Origin of the sequence: Neisseria sp. GT4A_CT1 (assembly GCF_000227275.1) — a bacterium.
Classification (GTDB): domain Bacteria; phylum Pseudomonadota; class Gammaproteobacteria; order Burkholderiales; family Neisseriaceae; genus Neisseria.
Map to the genome: position 1 here is coordinate 217,391 of NZ_JH164967.1, position 15,966 is coordinate 233,356.

14 protein-coding genes and 1 pseudogene are annotated in these 15,966 nt (G+C 53.1%); 6 read left to right on the forward strand and 9 right to left on the reverse strand.

The window, feature by feature from the left end; translation table 11 throughout:
* The 3 genes from HMPREF1028_RS07785 to tsaD form a co-directional block, all read left to right on the forward strand.
* Positions 1 to 559: HAMP domain-containing sensor histidine kinase (locus tag HMPREF1028_RS07785; RefSeq protein ID WP_009312270.1), on the forward strand; the 559-nt coding region annotated here is incomplete at its 5' end.
* A 361-nt stretch (positions 560 to 920) separates the two neighbouring features.
* Positions 921 to 3,017, forward strand: a complete 2,097-nt coding sequence (locus HMPREF1028_RS07795; protein WP_009312271.1) for a TonB-dependent receptor — start codon at positions 921 to 923, stop codon at positions 3,015 to 3,017.
* A gap of 143 nt (positions 3,018 to 3,160) precedes the next feature.
* On the forward strand, positions 3,161 to 4,222 hold the full coding sequence (gene tsaD, locus HMPREF1028_RS07800) for a tRNA (adenosine(37)-N6)-threonylcarbamoyltransferase complex transferase subunit TsaD (protein WP_009312272.1): 1,062 nt from the start codon (positions 3,161 to 3,163) through the stop codon (positions 4,220 to 4,222).
* An 85-nt stretch (positions 4,223 to 4,307) separates the two neighbouring features.
* Here tsaD and HMPREF1028_RS07805 read toward each other — a convergent pair whose 3' ends face one another.
* The 6 genes from HMPREF1028_RS07805 to HMPREF1028_RS07830 form a co-directional block, all read right to left on the reverse strand.
* On the reverse strand, positions 4,308 to 5,297 hold the full coding sequence (locus HMPREF1028_RS07805) for a phosphatidate cytidylyltransferase (protein ID WP_009312273.1): 990 nt from the start codon (positions 5,295 to 5,297) through the stop codon (positions 4,308 to 4,310).
* Complete coding sequence (locus tag HMPREF1028_RS07810) at positions 5,294 to 6,004, reverse strand: lysophospholipid acyltransferase family protein (protein ID WP_009312274.1); 711 nt, start codon at positions 6,002 to 6,004, stop codon at positions 5,294 to 5,296. The genes HMPREF1028_RS07805 and HMPREF1028_RS07810 overlap by 4 nt, the downstream gene beginning before the upstream one ends.
* 4 nt (positions 6,005 to 6,008) lie before the next feature.
* On the reverse strand, positions 6,009 to 6,383 hold the full coding sequence (locus HMPREF1028_RS07815; RefSeq protein WP_009312275.1) for a hypothetical protein: 375 nt from the start codon (positions 6,381 to 6,383) through the stop codon (positions 6,009 to 6,011).
* A 67-nt stretch (positions 6,384 to 6,450) separates the two neighbouring features.
* A complete protein-coding gene (locus HMPREF1028_RS07820; protein WP_009312276.1) occupies positions 6,451 to 7,272 on the reverse strand; it encodes a CPBP family intramembrane glutamic endopeptidase in 822 nt (273 codons plus the stop codon).
* Positions 7,273 to 7,406: 134 nt separating this feature from the next.
* Positions 7,407 to 9,053 (reverse strand): phosphatase PAP2/dual specificity phosphatase family protein, encoded by a 1,647-nt coding sequence (locus HMPREF1028_RS07825; protein ID WP_009312277.1) that lies wholly within the window; start codon positions 9,051 to 9,053, stop codon positions 7,407 to 7,409.
* A 3-nt stretch (positions 9,054 to 9,056) separates the two neighbouring features.
* Entirely contained in the window at positions 9,057 to 9,644 is a 588-nt protein-coding gene (locus HMPREF1028_RS07830; RefSeq protein ID WP_009312278.1) for a hypothetical protein, read from the reverse strand.
* A gap of 198 nt (positions 9,645 to 9,842) precedes the next feature.
* On the opposite strand from HMPREF1028_RS07830, the gene HMPREF1028_RS07835 reads away from it, so the two are divergent.
* Positions 9,843 to 10,214 (forward strand): hypothetical protein, encoded by a 372-nt coding sequence (locus tag HMPREF1028_RS07835; RefSeq protein ID WP_003755076.1) that lies wholly within the window; start codon positions 9,843 to 9,845, stop codon positions 10,212 to 10,214.
* A gap of 351 nt (positions 10,215 to 10,565) precedes the next feature.
* On the opposite strand, the gene HMPREF1028_RS07840 is transcribed toward HMPREF1028_RS07835, so the two are convergent.
* The gene (locus HMPREF1028_RS07840; RefSeq protein ID WP_009312279.1) at positions 10,566 to 12,308 is read right to left on the reverse strand and encodes a bifunctional alpha/beta hydrolase/class I SAM-dependent methyltransferase; all 1,743 of its coding nucleotides are present in this window, start codon (positions 12,306 to 12,308) and stop codon (positions 10,566 to 10,568) included.
* Positions 12,309 to 12,538: 230 nt separating this feature from the next.
* Here HMPREF1028_RS07840 and HMPREF1028_RS07845 point away from each other — a divergent pair, with 230 nt between their 5' ends.
* Both HMPREF1028_RS07845 and HMPREF1028_RS07850 read left to right on the forward strand, forming a co-directional pair.
* Positions 12,539 to 12,823, forward strand: coding sequence for a PepSY domain-containing protein (locus tag HMPREF1028_RS07845; protein ID WP_003740886.1), 285 nt, complete (start codon positions 12,539 to 12,541; stop codon positions 12,821 to 12,823).
* Positions 12,824 to 13,043: 220 nt separating this feature from the next.
* Positions 13,044 to 14,999: a Pycsar system effector family protein gene (locus HMPREF1028_RS07850; protein WP_009312280.1), complete on the forward strand. Its 1,956-nt coding sequence runs from the start codon at positions 13,044 to 13,046 to the stop codon at positions 14,997 to 14,999.
* Positions 15,000 to 15,071: 72 nt separating this feature from the next.
* Here HMPREF1028_RS07850 and HMPREF1028_RS07855 read toward each other — a convergent pair whose 3' ends face one another.
* Together HMPREF1028_RS07855 and HMPREF1028_RS07860 are read right to left on the reverse strand one after the other, a co-directional pair.
* A complete protein-coding gene (locus HMPREF1028_RS07855) occupies positions 15,072 to 15,695 on the reverse strand; it encodes a DUF2238 domain-containing protein (protein ID WP_009312281.1) in 624 nt (207 codons plus the stop codon).
* Positions 15,696 to 15,740: 45 nt separating this feature from the next.
* Positions 15,741 to 15,966, reverse strand: a pseudogene (locus HMPREF1028_RS07860) (CDP-alcohol phosphatidyltransferase family protein); the annotation flags it as partial.

A 15,966-nucleotide genomic window follows, 5' to 3' on the forward strand; every position in this document is an offset into this window, starting at 1 on the left:
ACTCATCCTCCAAAGCATACAGCGCAACCGCCACCTGCTCGAGCAGCTCCTGACCCACGCCCGCGCCCAAGGCTCCGAGACCCAACGCAACCTGACCGACATCAGCCTGCAAGCCCAGTTCCGCCGTGTGCTACAAGAACTCATGCCCCTCGCCCTTAACAAACAGCAAGACATCGGTGTCGCCGTCGAAAACGACCTGCGCATCCGAGCCGACGACACCGAAATCTACACCCTCATCAAAACCTTCACCGACAACGCCATCCGCTACACCCCCGCAGGCGGCCGCATCGACATAGGTTTCAGCGAGACCCCGACCACCCTCACCATCTGGGTGGAAGACGACGGCCCCGGCATTCCCGCCGCCGAACGCAGCCGCGTAACCGACGCCTTCTACCGCATACTCGGCACGGAACAGCAAGGCACAGGACTCGGACTCTCCATCGCCGACGCCATCGCCAAACGCTACGGCGGCAAACTCATCCTCGCCGACAGCCGCAACTTCGCCCACGGCCTGCTGATACAGGCGCAATTGGATAAAAGGCTGCTCAAAGCAGACTAAGCACACAAAAGGTCGTCTGAAACCACAAATCAGGGTTTCAGACGACCTTTTTCTATGTTCCATCCCTCCATCCAAATATCCGCATCCCCCCCCCTCTTCCTAAAACACAAGTTTCCCATCCCCGCCGGCCTTGCCGCAGCCATCAAACAACGCGATGTCGCAGTAAAAATATCGCCAGCCCTTCCGAAAATCCGGCTTCCGCCACATTCGGTTAAAGAGCATCAACAAATGTAGGTCTCTGAAAATATGATTAATATTCTCGGAGTAATGTATATTGTTTGCAAATCATTATCAAAAAATATTAGAATATACACTCTTGCTTTAACGCAACACCCCTTAATCACCCAACTAGAGGAAGAACATGAAATCCCCCCATTCCCCCGCCTTCCGTTTCAGCATCATGGTGCTGGCACTGTCTTCAGGTTTTGCCCATGCAGACAACGTTCGCCCCGAAGCGACTGCCGAACTGAAAGAAGTCGTCGTTACCGGTACTGCCGTACCGACCCGCGTTACCCGCAACCAGCTTGACCGCGAAACTTCGACCGATTTGAAACAAGTCATGAAAGACCAAATCGGCATGGACGTCGGCGGCGGCAACGGCGTGGCGCAGTTTTACAGCATCCGCGGCGTCGGCGAAGACAAGATTAATCTGGAAGTGGACGGCACCAGCCAATCCACCAAAATCTTCCACCACCAAAGCCGCTTCCAGCTTGACCCCGCTTTAGTGAAAAGCATCAACGTCGAAAAAGGCACGGGCGCGGCGAGCGCGGGTTTGGGCGCGGTCGGCGGCACCATCCGCGTAACGACGGTTGACGCGAAAGACCTGCTGACGGACGGCAAACCTTTCGGTTTCAAACTCGGCGCGGGCTTGAGCAGCAATAAAGGTTCAACCGGCAACGCAGCGGTTTACGGCTATCAAAACGGCTTCGATGCCCTGTTTGCGGGCAACTTCCTCAACAACCGCGACTACAAAGACGGCAACGGCAATGTCAACCGCGGCAGTCGTCTGAAACAGCACAGCTACCTCGCCAAACTCGGTTACGACTTCAACGACGACCACGGCATCCGCCTGACCTACCGTCAGGAATATCAAAAAGGCAACCGCACCGACAAAGCCGAGTTCCAAAACGTTGACAGCTACGTCGGCGTGGACGGCACTTATCAAAAAGAGCAATCCTACAATCTGGAATACCGCGGCCGCAACGTCGGCTTCCTCGACAAAATCGACGCCAATGTCTTCCAAATCAACACCGACGACACCAAGCCGCCTAAAGGCGCGCCTTCCCCGAAAGCCCAAGCTTCCGGCACGGCGCAAGGCGGCGTTCCCATCGGTCAGCTTGAGTTGAGCAAAATCAAAGCGACCGGCGCCAACCTGAACCTCGCCAGCTCTTTCGGCGACGGACACATGGTGAAATACGGCGTCAACTACCGCCACGAAACCTCCGAGCCGTCCGACAAAGGCGCATGGCTGAAGATTCTCGGCCTGTATGACCGCGACAAAGAGAAGAAATCCGAATACGGCGTGTACGCGGAAGGCATTTGGAACCTGCACCCCGTTACCCTGACCACCGGCCTGCGTTACGACCATTTCAAATACAACGCCGCCAGCAAACAAAGCGCGTCGCACGGTCAGCTCAACCCCAGCATCGGCGCGATTTGGGACATCAACGACAACTTCTCGCTCTTGGCAAACCTCAATCAGGCAAGCCGTGCGCCCCGCCTGAACGAAGCCCTGTTGGCTAACGAACGCGCAGGCGCCGCCGCCGATTTGGACAGCAACCTCAAAGCCGAAACCGCCCGTCGCGCCGAACTGGGCTTCAAATGGCGCAACGACAACTTCAACGTCAGCGGCAGCGTGTTCCACCAACGCATCAAAGACCTCATCGTCTATCGTTGGGCAAAAATCAACAACAACACCGCCTCCATCACCGAACGCGGCAAGATTTACAACGGCGGCACGCTCAAAACCTACGGCTACGAACTTGACGCATCCTACCGCTGGGGCGGCCTGACCGCGCGCGCCGGCGTGTCCTACGTCAAACCTCGTCTGAACGGCGAAATGTACTACGGCGAAAGCCCGATTCAAGCGGAAGACCACGAAAGCTCGTTCACCTTCTGGAACACCGGCCGCCAATGGCTGACCGGCCTGTCTTATCAGTTTGAAAACCCCAAACTCGAAATCGGCTGGCGCGGCCGCTACGCCCAAAGCGTGAAATACACCGACGTCGCCCGCGGACAAGGCACGATACACGGCAAGAAATCAGGCTACGGCGTACACGACATTTACGCCAACTGGCAGCCGCTGAAAAAAGACAACCTGAACGTCAACTTCGCCGTCAACAACATCGGCAACAAGCAATACCGTTCGCACAGCCAACGCTTCCCCGACGGCAACGGTCGTACTCCCTTCTACGAGCGCGGTCGCGAGTTCGCCTTGGGCGTGAATTACCGCTTCTGATAGAAACGTTGACAAAAGGTCGTCTGAAACCTGATTTTTGGGTTTCAGACGACCTTTTCGTTATGGAGAACAAGCAATGGACTGCGAACACTGCCCGAAATCCGTTAAAATACCGCATCCTTATTTTCAGACGACCTCAAACCATGTTGGTACTCGGAATCGAATCATCCTGCGATGAAACGGGCGTTGCGCTTTACGACACCGAACGCGGCCTGTTGGCGCACCATCTTCACACCCAAATGGCGATGCACGCCGAATACGGCGGCGTTGTCCCCGAACTTGCCAGCCGCGACCACATCCGCCGCGTCGTGCCGCTGACGCAGGGCTGTTTGCAGGAAGCGGGCGTTTCATACGACGACATCGATGCCGTTGCCTACACCCAAGGGCCGGGTTTGGGCGGCGCGCTTCTGGCGGGTGCGGGCTACGCCAATGCCTTGGCGTTTGCCTTGAACAAACCCGTCATTCCCGTCCACCATCTCGAAGGCCATTTGCTCTCCCCGCTTTTGGCGGACGACAAACCCGAATTTCCGTTCGTCGCCCTGCTGGTTTCGGGCGGACATACACAGTTTATGGCGGTGCGCGGCATCGGCGATTACACGCTGATGGGCGAAAGCGTCGATGACGCGGCAGGCGAGGCGTTCGACAAAACCGCCAAACTCTTAGGTTTGCCGTATCCCGGCGGCGCGAAGTTGTCCGAACTGGCGAAGCTGGGCAACCCCGATGCCTTCTCGTTCCCGCGCCCCATGCTCCATTCGCACGATTTGCAGATGAGCTTCTCCGGTTTGAAAACCGCCGTGCTGACCGCCGTCGAAAAAGTCCGCGCCGAAAACGACGGCGAAATCCCCGAGCAAACGCGCAACGACATCTGCCGCGCGTTTCAAGACGCGGTGATTGACGTTCTCGCCGCCAAAGCTAAAAAAGCCTTGTTGGATACCGGTTTCAGAACTTTGGTCGTCGCGGGCGGCGTCGGTGCAAACTGGAAGCTGCGCGACGAATTTTCCCGCCTGAGCGTCAAAAAGCCGTCTGAAAAAGGCAAACCCAAATCTAAGGAAGAAAAAATCAAAGTCTGCTTCCCGCCCATGGAATACTGCACCGACAACGGCGCGATGATTGCCTTCGCCGGCGCAATGAGGCTGCAGGAGCGGCAACCCGCGGGTGCGTTCAACGTCAAACCGCGCTGGCCGCTGTCGGATATTGTGAAATAGTGTGCGGCAAAGACAAAAGGTCGTCTGAAAACAGTTTTCAGACGACCTTTTTGCATGGCCTCAAGCAGAACGATCAACAGCAGATTCAACCGTTCCAATAATACCGGACAATGTGGAAGAACACGGGCGCAGCGAAGCAGATGGAATCTACGCGGTCGAGCATACCGCCGTGGCCGCGTATCATGTTGCCCCAGTCTTTGACGCCGTAGTCGCGTTTGATGGCGGACATCACCAGCCCGCCGAAGAAACCCATCAGGCAGATGACAAAACCGATAGCGGCGGCTTGTCCGTGGCTAAACGGCGTTATCGGCGACAGCAGCGCGGCGAGCGCGGTGGCAGACAAAATGCCGCCGACCGTGCCGGATATGGTTTTAGACGGAGAAAGTGACGGCATGATTTTGGCACCGCCGACCAGTTTGCCCCAAACGTATTGCAGCACGTCCGAAGCCTGCACCACGAAAATCAGAAACATCAGCAGCAGGATATTGCCGCTGCTGTCGAAATCGTCCAAATTCAGGAACATCAAGGCGGGAACGTGTGAAAGGCAGAAGATGCAGATCATCGACATCCATTGCGTTTTGGCGGCGCGTTCGAGGAAATGGGCGGTTTGACCGCTCAGGCTGGCGATAATCGGCAATACCAAAAACCCGTACACGGGGATGAAAATGCTGAACATGCCATACCAGCCGTCATAGACGAAATAATATTGCACCGGCAGCAGCAGGTAGAAACACACTACCATGCTGTAATAATCGCTGCGGCGGCGATAAACGAGGGTCATAAATTCGCGCAAGGCGGCAAACGAAATCAGGAAAAACAACGCCACCGTCCCCGTTTTGCCGAACCAAAATGCGACCAGCAGCACCAGCGTCATCAGCCACCAAGCGTAGATGCGGGCATTGAGATTGGAGATGGTGGCATTGTCTGCGCCGTTTTTGCGTTTCAGCCATTGCCCGACGACGCTGGCGAAAATCAATATGGCAAAGACGCCGGTAAAGATATAGCCTGCCTGCGGGGTCAGATGTGCGGCGGCTTGTTCGGTAATGATTTGGCTGGACGTGTTAACAAAGCTCACGATGCAGCTCCTTTGTTTTGTTGAGACTCGTTGCACTCGTTTTGGCGAAACTCGTTACACTCGTTTTCAGACGACCTCAATGCCAGCAAGGCTTCGCGGGTGCGCATCAGGAAAGTGTCTTTGTCTTCACCTTCGCGCAGGGTCAGCGGTTCGCCGATGTGGACTTCGCACAACAACGGCACGGGCAACACTTTGCCTTTAGGCAGGACGCGGTTGATGTTGTCTATCCATATCGGCACAAACTCAGTGTCGGGCTTGCTTTTCGCCAGATGGTAAATGCCTGATTTGAAAGGAAGCAGGATTTCATTTTCGTCCGTATTGCGTGTACCTTCGGGGAAGATAATCAGCGAATCGCCCGCTTGGAGCGCGTGGTTCATCTGTTCGGTAATCGACTGCGGATTGTCGCTGTGGCGCGGAATCAAGAGCGCGTTGAAGACGTTTTGGATGATGAAGCGTTTGAGTTTGTTGGTCAGCCAGTAATCCGAGCCGGCAACGGGACGCGTCGAAAGCCGCCAGCGTCGCGGCAGAGAAATCCACACCAGCAAAAAATCGCCGTGGCTGCCGTGATTGGCGTAATACACTTTCTGCTGCGGATTGAACGCCAGCTCGCGCGGGCTTTTGGGGCGGACGCCGGTGAGGAAGGATACCGACAGGCACAATGCTTGGTCGGTCAGCCATGCAAGTTGTTTTTTAAGAAAATTTTTCATGACATCAGAGGATTTGGATAAGGAAAACTGCCGATTGTGCAGCGGTCAGGTAAAGGCTTTTACGCCACAAGGCAATCGCGCCTGTCACACGTTGTGGCATGGAGGGGTCGTCTGAAACGCGGCGCAAGCCGGTTTGCCGCAGGGTTTGGTCGAAGGCTTCGGGCGTATAGCGACCGTCGGCAAAATCTTGGAACACTCGACGGTCGAATTCGATGCGGATGTGGTAGTACAACAGCGCCGCCGCCAAGACAAGCTGCACCGCCGACCACGCGCCGCCGTGTTGCGCGGACAAAACGAATAGCAAGGCATTGAACACGGCGGTATAGCGGGCGGTGGCAAGTAGGCGGGCGGTAATCAGGCTGTCAGTGGAATTGTCCATTCACATTCCTTTTAGGTATGGAAACCGTCATTCGGGGCATATCCTGTCCAAGGGTCGTCTGAATTTGTTATCGGGATGGAACAGGCTTATCTAAAAACAAATTCTTTTCTGCAATCAAAATATAAATGGCTACTGCCGACAAAATGGCCGTCTGAATAACCTTGCTGTCGAGGTGGGTGGCGAAAATCTCGTTACCCAGATTGGCGCACAGGTGGAATATCGTCGCCACCGCGATGCTGCGCCCGCTTTTGGCGTACAACCAGTTCATCAATAGGACGAAAACGAACATGCTGACCACGAAATTAACCGTGTAGAGTGCGCCTTCGGAAACGATTTGGCTGTGGTAATAGCCTTTGACGAAGGCAAGTGGCATGTGCCAAAACGCCCAATACACGGCAAATAGCAAGGATGCGACAAACAGGCTTCTGCGTGCCGTGAGCGCGTCGGTGCCATAGCTGTGCCACGCCAATTCTTCGGCAACAGGCGAAATGAGGAGCATGAACCATGGCGACAGCAAGGCGGACGTAAATGACGGATGTCCCGAAATGTGAAACTGCGCCCAACTGTGTCCGAAAGCGATGGAAATGAGTTGCGCCAGCACCAAGGTAACCGGACCGAGCAGTGCGGCAGCGAGCAGGTATCGCTTGGGAAAACCTGTCAGGCGGAACAGGCGGTGTTTCGCGTCCGTCCATAATTTGGGCTGTTTGTACAACATGAATGCCGCCACGAGCATGGGTGCGAACAGCCCGGCCAGCCCTAACGTGGCCTGAGCCCACTGGTACTCAACAGCATCAGGACGGTGGCTGATGTAGGCGGCAGCAAACCATAATGTCCACGGAATCAGCAGGGATAAAGTGTAAAACGTAACGGGTCGGTAGCTTTTAGTCATAAGTTTCCCTCCTTACTTTGGGTGCGGTACATATGAGTCGTCGTATCGTGAATTTACTTTAAACTAGGACTGCATTGCCTTGCACAAGCTCAAAGAGAATGATTTGCTCAGCTTGGGCTTTTCATCTACTTATCTTAGCTATCTCGATTAGCGTCGCGGAAACTCGCTTCGTTTGTTTTGGCGAAACTCTCTGCGTTCATTTTAGCTTCGCAGAAACTCGCTTCGCTCGTTTTCAGTCGACCTGCCGCGGCTTCTACTACCTTTGCCGTTTCCGGCGGCAGCACCGTCTGCGGGCGAGCCTGTTTCAGTTCCGCCGTTGCCTGCGCCAAATTCCGACAGCCGCCGTAAACCAGCAGCCAAGTCAGCACCACCGCCGCGCTGCGTCCGTAGCCCAGCGCGCAACAGGTCAGAACCTTGCCGTGTTGCCGACGCAATGCTTCCAGCAACAAAGCCGCCTGCACCAAATCGTTTTCAGACGGCGCAACCATGTCCAACAGCGGCAGAACGCGGTATACGCCGCGATAACGAGGGTGAGGATATTCGGCGCATACGTCCAATACGGCTGGGAGGTCGTCTGAAATTGCCAGGGGTTGCGGAGATTTTGCTTGTGAAGCGGATTTTTGTGGCAAAAAATGGTAGATGCAAGGCAAAAAGCGCAGCAAGGTTGAACACCTTGCGAGCATTTTTAACGCAGCAGATGCCGTTTTTTTCCCAAAAACTCCGCCACAATGCTGAATCTCCGCAACCCCTGAGATACTGCCAATCAACACATCATCACGAACCCGCGCCGTCTTCGCCTTTCCACGAAGCCAGTACGCCATATTCAACCGCACGCCTGCCAGATAAGGCAGCAGCAAAATCGTTGCCGCCGCCGACAGCCTGCCGTCTGCCTGTTTTTGGAACACCGCCGCGTTGCCGGTCAGATAGGCGAAAGCGACTACCGATAGCGACACGCTGACCCACAACATCCACAACCACGCGCCGCCGAAAAAGGACGGCAGTGCCGATAATACCGCGCCCGCCAGATACAGCATGGCGATTTTGATTTCGCGGGAACGTGTTGCGGGGGAAGTTTTGGCTTCGCGGAAACTTGCTTCTCTCGTTCTAGCGAAACTCTCTTCGTTCGTTTTCAGACGACCTGTTTGGTTGTCGGGCTGTACTACGGACAGACTTCGTCTCCTGAAAGGCGATACGCCGCGTTGCGGTATGGCCCACAACACCAGCCAGCCCAACAGCGCACCAGTCGGCACGTCGATAAAATGGTGTTGGTAAGTTGTCAGTACCGACAAGGCAATCAGGCTTTGCCACAGCAAAATCGGCAAACGGATTTTGGGAAACCGCGTCCAATAAAACGCACCGACAATGATAGACAGCGCGATATGCAGTGACGGAGATTGGTTGTACGGCAAATCAAATGCGACCAATGAATCAAACATCACGCCCCACAGCCCGTCGGTAGGCGGCTTCGGCCAGCCGAAATGCAGCGGGAACAGCATAAAGCAAGTAGTGGCGACAATTTGCGCCGATACCAGCCGTGCGACATAGCGGTTTTGTTCACGCGCATTTCGGCAAAGGAAAAACGCCGCTGCATACATCAGATTCAGCGACCAATAAGGCAAAATCGTCCATTCCCAAAACGGAATGTTGCGCTCCCACGCAAAAGCGACTTCCGGCACATAGGCCAGCGATGCCGCGTAATGGTTGGACAGGCCGTAGCTGGCATAAAAAAGCATGCCGACCAAAGCGAGTTTGAGTAGAGAAGTTTTCAGCGTAGGTTTCATGTTTTATCTAGTGCATTCCACTTCATCGCCATAATGGTCGGAATTCAGGCAGGATAAAACGTTTTCTTTTGGATGGTAGCGGAATTCCTGCCATGGCCCCTCAGACGAAACGGCGCGCCAGTGATGTTGTGAAGACTGGTATTGCTTCAACGTTCTGTTTGCGCCTTTGACACAAAAATTCTGCGCCCTACCCGCTGCCAACATACCGTGCCGTTTATCGGTTGGTGTGGTAAATAAGGGAATAAGCTTAGACACATCGGCATTTCGGGCAAACTTCATTTTGACATGGCCGTATCCTTCACCGGATTCGATGATTAAGGTGGACAAGGGCTGTCCAAAAGCAACAGAATTTTTCAATTCAATAGTTAATGCTTCACCATCCGACTCTGTCTGCTTACTCCGGCTGCGGGCAACGGAGGCGCGGTATTGGGCAGGCAGTTTACCGATATCGGACTTTCCATAAGGCAAGGCATCAAAATCAACAGTGCAGCCTTTCTTCATAGACTGCAACAACGGCGTCCAGTCAGCCGCAGCGGCATAACAGGCGGATGAAAATGCGGAAAGAATTAGTAATGTAAGTAATTTTTTCATTATGAAACTTCACCTTATTAAAATTTGTACAAGCGTAATAACTTTTCCCGAAAATTTCTTTGTATAGCTTTGCATATGGGCATATTGTATATTTCTTCGGAACGGATAAAATATGTCCTGCTTTCAAAACAAAGCAAGGATGGCGCCGGATAGTCCACGCCACACATCACTCTTTTTTACTTTATGGAGTAATACCAGATGAAACTCTTATCTGCCGCTGTTGTAGCCGTTCTGACCGCCGGTGTTTCCATGACTGCCGCCGCCGCTCCTGCAGGCTATGTTCCTTACAAATGCGACAACGGTAAAAAACTGAATGTCGTTTATGAATTCGACCGTAAAGGCAATGCAGTAGGCGCTTCTGCAAATGCAGCTGGCAAACAAATCAGCCTGCGCGTTGACAAACGCCGCTCTGACAGCACCGGCACTACCTTCACCAACAAACGCGGCTTCTCTATGTCTGCCGGTTACATCGACCGCAACACCCACACCACTTCCGAAGTCGTGGGCGTCAGCGATGCACAAAACCGCTTCATCGTGAAAAACTGCGAACCTGTCAACATCGATCGTTAATTTAAAGCAACGATTTAAGTTTCTTCGAGGTCGTCTGAAAACCGAAACAAGGTTTCAGACGACTTTTCGTTTTATCTGCTTCCAGGCAAATTTTGAAACTGTTGCACATCTGCACAACTGCCGTTCCCCGCACATATAGTGGGTTAACTTTAAACCAGGACGGCGTTACCTCGCCTTAGCTCAAAGAGAACAATTCTCTAAGGTGCTGAAGCACCAAGTGAATCGGTTCCGTGCTATCTGTACTGTCTGCGGCTTCGTCGCCTTGTCCTGATTTAAATTTAATCCACTACTATATCAACCTAAAAATGTTTCGCCACGCGAGAAACGGCGGTAATTCATCGACTCCTCTTTTTATTTCTTCACAGCCAGACTTACGGTAAAGATGCCGTCTTCGTCTATCCACTGATGGATTTTTTCAAAACTGGCTTTTTCTACAAGTTGATCCATTTCCTGCTGGCTGCGGCGGCGCATCACCCAGTTCGGGCTGCCTGCTTTGTGGCTGGTCAGCGCGCGCGCAATCATTTCGAGCTGCGGATGCCACGGCTGGCCGGTGTAAATCAGGTAGCCGCCTGCTTCAATCGCATCGCCGAAGCCGTAGAGCGATTTTAAAATCAAATCATTGTCGGCAAACAATTCGTGCAGGCCGGAAACGATGCCCAGCGTGGGGCGTGGCTGCAAATCCTGATAATTGGCGCGGTCGTAGGCATTAACTTCGTCGAAGGTAACCGTGTCTTGCAGACCGCGTTCGGCAATCAGCTTGCTTCCGGCTTCGACGTTAATCGGGCTGTAATCGCGCAGACGCACGGAATCGGGCAGCGTGTCGGCAGTCAGCGCGTCGAGTACATAGCGGCCGTGTCCCGAGGCAATATCAAGAACGTGTACCGGCTTGCCCGCTTCGCGCAGCTTGGCAGAGGCCGTCTGAATCGCTTTGCCGATATTGATTTTGCGTTGGCGGATGCCGCGCCAGCCGATGGCGTTGAGATAGTGTTTGTCCACCGCCACACCAAAGGCATTGCTGCCTTGCGGCTGGTTACGGTACACATAATCCAGCGTGCTGCCGGAGTCGTAGCCGGTTTCCTTGCCGATTTTCAAACCTTCGCTCCAGCGCGCGCCGAGGTCGAGGGCAGCTCGGTAAACCGCCCAAAATGCGCCGCGCGGCGAATAAATAGACAAAGGCGTTGCCAGTTCGTCGGCTTCGCGGCGGCTTTCGCCGTGCAAGTGGGCCTGGGTCAAATCGACTTGATAGAAAGGCTGATTGAAACGTTCGCGGATAAAGCGGCGCATTTCGACGAAGGCGATTTCGCGGTTTTGTTCGCCCAAAGTGTCGTGATAGAAGCCGGGCAGGATATGGCGTTCTTTGATGCGGCTGCCCAAGCGGTTGTAGAAATCGTGTTGCGGTTTGTGGTGAACAACCCAGTCGCTGCCGGAAATCAAAAGCTGTACGGGCGTGGTAATGGCTTGCGCATCGGCAACCACGCGTTCGGCAGCTTCGTACAAACCGAGCAGAATGCGCACGGAAATGGCGCGGGTAATCAGCGAATCGTTGTCGTAGCTGGTTTGGCGTTCTTGGTTGTGGGTCAGGTAATGGGCTTTGACGTAACTGTTGACAAAGAAATTGCCGCGCCATTTCTGCATGATTTTCAAGCCGGTGCGGGCGAAGGGAACGTAGAGTTTGACTTTGAATGCGGGCGATGCCAATACGGCGCAGCGGATTTTCGGCGCGTAGTCGTGCAGCCAAGTGGAAACCAATACCGCACCGACGCTTTGCGCGATCACGCAGATGTTTTCGGGCTTGATACCGTATTCGTTTTGGATGTGGCGGATGAAGTCGTCCACATCGGCAACGGAGGTACCGATACTGGGGCTGTCGCCGCGTTCGCCGGGACTGTGTCCATGACCGCGTGCGTCCCATGCGAAATAGGCAAAATCGTCGAAACCGAGTTCGTCGGCAACAAACATCATCCTGCCGGAATGTTCATGACCGCGGTGGAACAGCACGATGGCTTTATCGGAAGAGCCGTCGGCAGCGGGGCGATAGCGGTAGAAAAGTGACGTGCCGTCTTGTGTGGAAAAATATTTTTGCTGTTCGGACATAAAAACTCCTGATAGTCATATTTTCGAACGGTATCATGACATATTAAATTTATGCAATCGTTATCTGATAAACGGACAAATGAGATGACGGAAAGAAACAACAAAAGGTCGTCTGAAATGTTTCAGACGACCTTTACTACGTTTAACGAAGTGCTAAATGACTGCTAATTTTGCCGTGTTTAAATACACCCATCAAAACCCCAATGACACATTTCGAAAGGAAGTCGAACATGAAAAAATTATTATTGACCGCCATCGTCGCTTTATCCGCTACTGTCGCAGGTGCCAACGATTACATCGAACACCAAATTTACAGCGACAGAAATTTTGAACAAAATCGTGCCAAAGCCATCAGAATGCTTGAGCAACGCGGCTATCGCGTTCACGACATCGACGCCGACGACTATCGCGGCAGACCTGTACTGGACGTAGAAGCTTACAAAGGCGGACGCGAATACGACATCAAATTGTCTTACCCCGACTTGAGAATCATCAAAGAGCGTATCGACTACTGATAAACGATGCGTTACAACTGCCGCAAACTGCCCGTTTGGCGGCAGTTTTTGTTGAAGGGAAACTTGGATTGCCGACTTCATCATTACAAACATGATTATCCCAAGAAGTGTAATGTTTTTATCGATAATGTATGACGTTGTGTAAATTCCCCGAATCAGAGGAACTAAAAAACGCTTTTCCCTTTCCATTTAAATTGATTTACTCAAACGGAGGATAAACATGGATTTCCACGATAAAAATAAAAAAGGGCAAGAGCCGCAAAATATGGTTTCTAACTGGGAGAAACCTTTCGAACGCCCCGACCCCGATGCGCCGCAGCCTGTTTCCGAAGTTTGGGAAGATTCAGAAGAAGCGTTTGATAAAGCTAAAGAAACCTTAAAAACTGAAGAAGCTGTAAACATTGAAGAAGCCGTGAAAGCTGAAGAAACTTTAAAAGTTGAAGAAGCTTCGGAGTCTGAAACGGCAGACCATCAACAAAACAGCAATGCCGAAGAGGCCGTGACGGATAACATCATCTTTGAAGGCATTGAGACGTCGTCTGAAAAGCCCAAAAAGAAAAAGAAAGACAAAAAGGACAAGGCGAAGAAGAAAAAACAAGCCGCCGATGTGCCGCCTTCCGATCTTTTGGGTACAAACAAAGGCGTGGAAACCATGTTCCGCAACGCCGTGCGTTCGGAGATGGAGCTGCTCGCGCTGGCGGCGACCAAGGCGAACATTATGATTTCACTCAACGGTTTTATCGTGTCTGCGCTGATGATTTCGGGCGCATTTATTTTCTCATCGTCGCCTGAATTTCTGATTCCGGCGAGTACGTTTATGATTACTGCCGCCGCGTCCATCGTGTTCGCGCTGCTGTCCGCTTCGCCCGAACGTATCGGCAAAATGCAGGCGGCGCGTACTTGGGTTAAGGATTTCTTCCGCGGGCGCGCCAAACTGCGTGATTTGAAAACCCGCCTCAGCAGCACCCAAACGCGCTTTTTCAGCGGCAGCCAGCCCAATATCCTGATTTACGAAGACCGTGTGAAGGTGCAAAAAGAGCAATATTGGGAAATGATGCAAGAGATTATGGGTGACCGCAAACAAGTCTATCAAAAGATGAGCGATCATCTTTACTGGCTGGGCCTGCTGGCGGACAAACAGTTCAAATACATCAACTTGTCTTATGCCGTATTCCGTTGGGGGCTTTTGGCTTCGCTGGCGGCATTTATCGGCGTGAAGACGCTGCCTTCACTGCTGACCCAACCTGCCAACAATGCGGCAGAGCTGCGCTCTTTGGGTATTAATATGTTCAACGGTGTGTACGAGCCTTCCGCCGTACAACAGCTTCCAGACGGTAAACTGCTGATTGCCGAAGACGAACCGAACCACGCGTTCAGTATTGTCAGCATCGACCCATCCGGCAGATTTATCGAAGACGAAGCCTTGGATACACGCGTGATTACCGGCTTCAAACGCCGCCTGAGCGACTTGGAAGCATTGGCACGCGACGATGAAGGCTTTATCTACGCGCTCACTTCCCACTCGCGCACCCGCAAAGGTAACCGCTCGCCCGATCGCGAACACCTGATGCGCTTTAAAATCCAAGACGGCAATGTGTTGGGGCTGACCAGCTACGATAATCTGACGCAGGTTTTGGAAACCGACCACAAATTACACGACCTCATCCGCGAACGCACCAAAGCCGAAGTTTCCTTTGAAGAAATCAATATCGAAGGTATGGCGTTTGACCCTGTGAAGAAACGCCTCGTCTTGGGCTTCCGCGATCCTGAGTTCAACAATATGGCACTGGTAGCATTCATCAGCAATCCGAAAGACGTGTTCGAGCGCAACGCCAAACCTGAGTTTGACGAAGTTGCCATCCTTGACATCGACGGCGGCGGTATCCGTTCTATCAACTACGACCCGGTGTTGAAAAACTACGTCATCGCCAACGAAGTGAAGGATGAAAACGGGCAGAAATTCTCGCAACTGTGGACTTGGAGCGGCAACCCGACCGACGAACCGCAAAAAATCTCCCTGCCCAACCTGCAACACATCACCAATGTCGAAGCCGTCGATTCGATTACGGTCAACGGCAAGCCGCAGATGATTCTGATGGGCGACGAAGGCAATGCCTCGCAGAAAATTACTGCCAAATATATGTTGGTGGATTACAGCCAACTTGGTAAACAGTAGTTTTAAAGCTGATTAAAGGTCGTCTGAAACCAAATCATGATTTCAGACGACCTTTTTGCTATTGCCCAAGGTCTATCGGCTTGCGTTCAACCGTTTGTCCGGCCATGTAAACATAAACACCACCAGCGAAGTCAGCGCGCCCAGCGTGTCGGCGAGCATGTCTTTTTGCGCGTCCCAAATATCGCCTTGCGAACCGAGCACTTCCAGCCCCGCTTCGCCGCCGTCAATCACCGCATACTGCCATTCGATGATTTCGTAAGCCGCCGCCACGCTCATGATGAAGAATAAGGAAAAAAACAGGGCAAGCGTGGGTCGGCAGAGTTTGCGGCGCAACAGCCATTCCGCCATCGGGTAGGCGTAGAAACCGATGATGTAGTGTCCGACGCGGTCAAAGTGGTTGCGCCCTTCGCCTAAAAACGGCGCAAGCAGGCGGTTTGCCCAATCGAAGGGGACATCGGCGAAGGTATAGTGCGCGCCGATGGTGTGCATAATCAGCCAGAAGCTCATGAATACATAAGCCAGATTGCTAAAGCGGAACAGGCGGTAAGTGGCAACGAGCGCAATAAATACGATGGAAACAGGGATGATTTCGGCGTACCAAACGGCGCGGTCGGACGGGTTGATGCCCGACCAAACGATGAGTGCGGCAATGAAAACCGTGAGCAGCAAAGGGATAACGTGCGAAGTTTTTTGCATGATATTTTCGTTTTATAAAGTGAGTAAAAGATGGGGAAATAGGTTTCAGACGACCTTCAAACCATTGACGACGCGCTTATAGCAGGTGTAAACCAGTGCCGCGCAAGCCAGCCACATGAAGACGTAGAAAACCGCATGGAAGCTGCCCGCCACCGCATACCACACCGCCAGTACGCCGATAAAGAACGCGCGGTCGCTCTTGCCGAACGGCCCGTCATAACGCCGCCCGTTGCCGTGTACCTGCCCCAACACGCCGCAAAATTCGGTCATC

Excerpts from the sequence above, each read along its gene's own strand:
- HMPREF1028_RS07810 (WP_009312274.1), bottom strand. The coding sequence starts at position 6,004 with ATGAAAAATTTTCTTAAAAAACAACTTGCATGGCTGACCGACCAAGCA.
- HMPREF1028_RS07845 (WP_003740886.1), top strand. The coding sequence starts at position 12,539 with ATGAAAAAATTATTATTGACCGCCATCGTCGCTTTATCCGCTACTGTC.
- HMPREF1028_RS07815 (WP_009312275.1), bottom strand. The coding sequence starts at position 6,383 with ATGGACAATTCCACTGACAGCCTGATTACCGCCCGCCTACTTGCCACC.
- HMPREF1028_RS07820 (WP_009312276.1), bottom strand. The coding sequence starts at position 7,272 with ATGACTAAAAGCTACCGACCCGTTACGTTTTACACTTTATCCCTGCTG.
- HMPREF1028_RS07825 (WP_009312277.1), bottom strand. The coding sequence starts at position 9,053 with ATGAAACCTACGCTGAAAACTTCTCTACTCAAACTCGCTTTGGTCGGC.
- HMPREF1028_RS07835 (WP_003755076.1), top strand. The coding sequence starts at position 9,843 with ATGAAACTCTTATCTGCCGCTGTTGTAGCCGTTCTGACCGCCGGTGTT.
- HMPREF1028_RS07795 (WP_009312271.1), top strand. The coding sequence starts at position 921 with ATGAAATCCCCCCATTCCCCCGCCTTCCGTTTCAGCATCATGGTGCTG.
- HMPREF1028_RS07850 (WP_009312280.1), top strand. The coding sequence starts at position 13,044 with ATGGATTTCCACGATAAAAATAAAAAAGGGCAAGAGCCGCAAAATATG.
- HMPREF1028_RS07855 (WP_009312281.1), bottom strand. The coding sequence starts at position 15,695 with ATGCAAAAAACTTCGCACGTTATCCCTTTGCTGCTCACGGTTTTCATT.
- tsaD (WP_009312272.1), top strand. The coding sequence starts at position 3,161 with ATGTTGGTACTCGGAATCGAATCATCCTGCGATGAAACGGGCGTTGCG.
- HMPREF1028_RS07830 (WP_009312278.1), bottom strand. The coding sequence starts at position 9,644 with ATGAAAAAATTACTTACATTACTAATTCTTTCCGCATTTTCATCCGCC.
- HMPREF1028_RS07840 (WP_009312279.1), bottom strand. The coding sequence starts at position 12,308 with ATGTCCGAACAGCAAAAATATTTTTCCACACAAGACGGCACGTCACTT.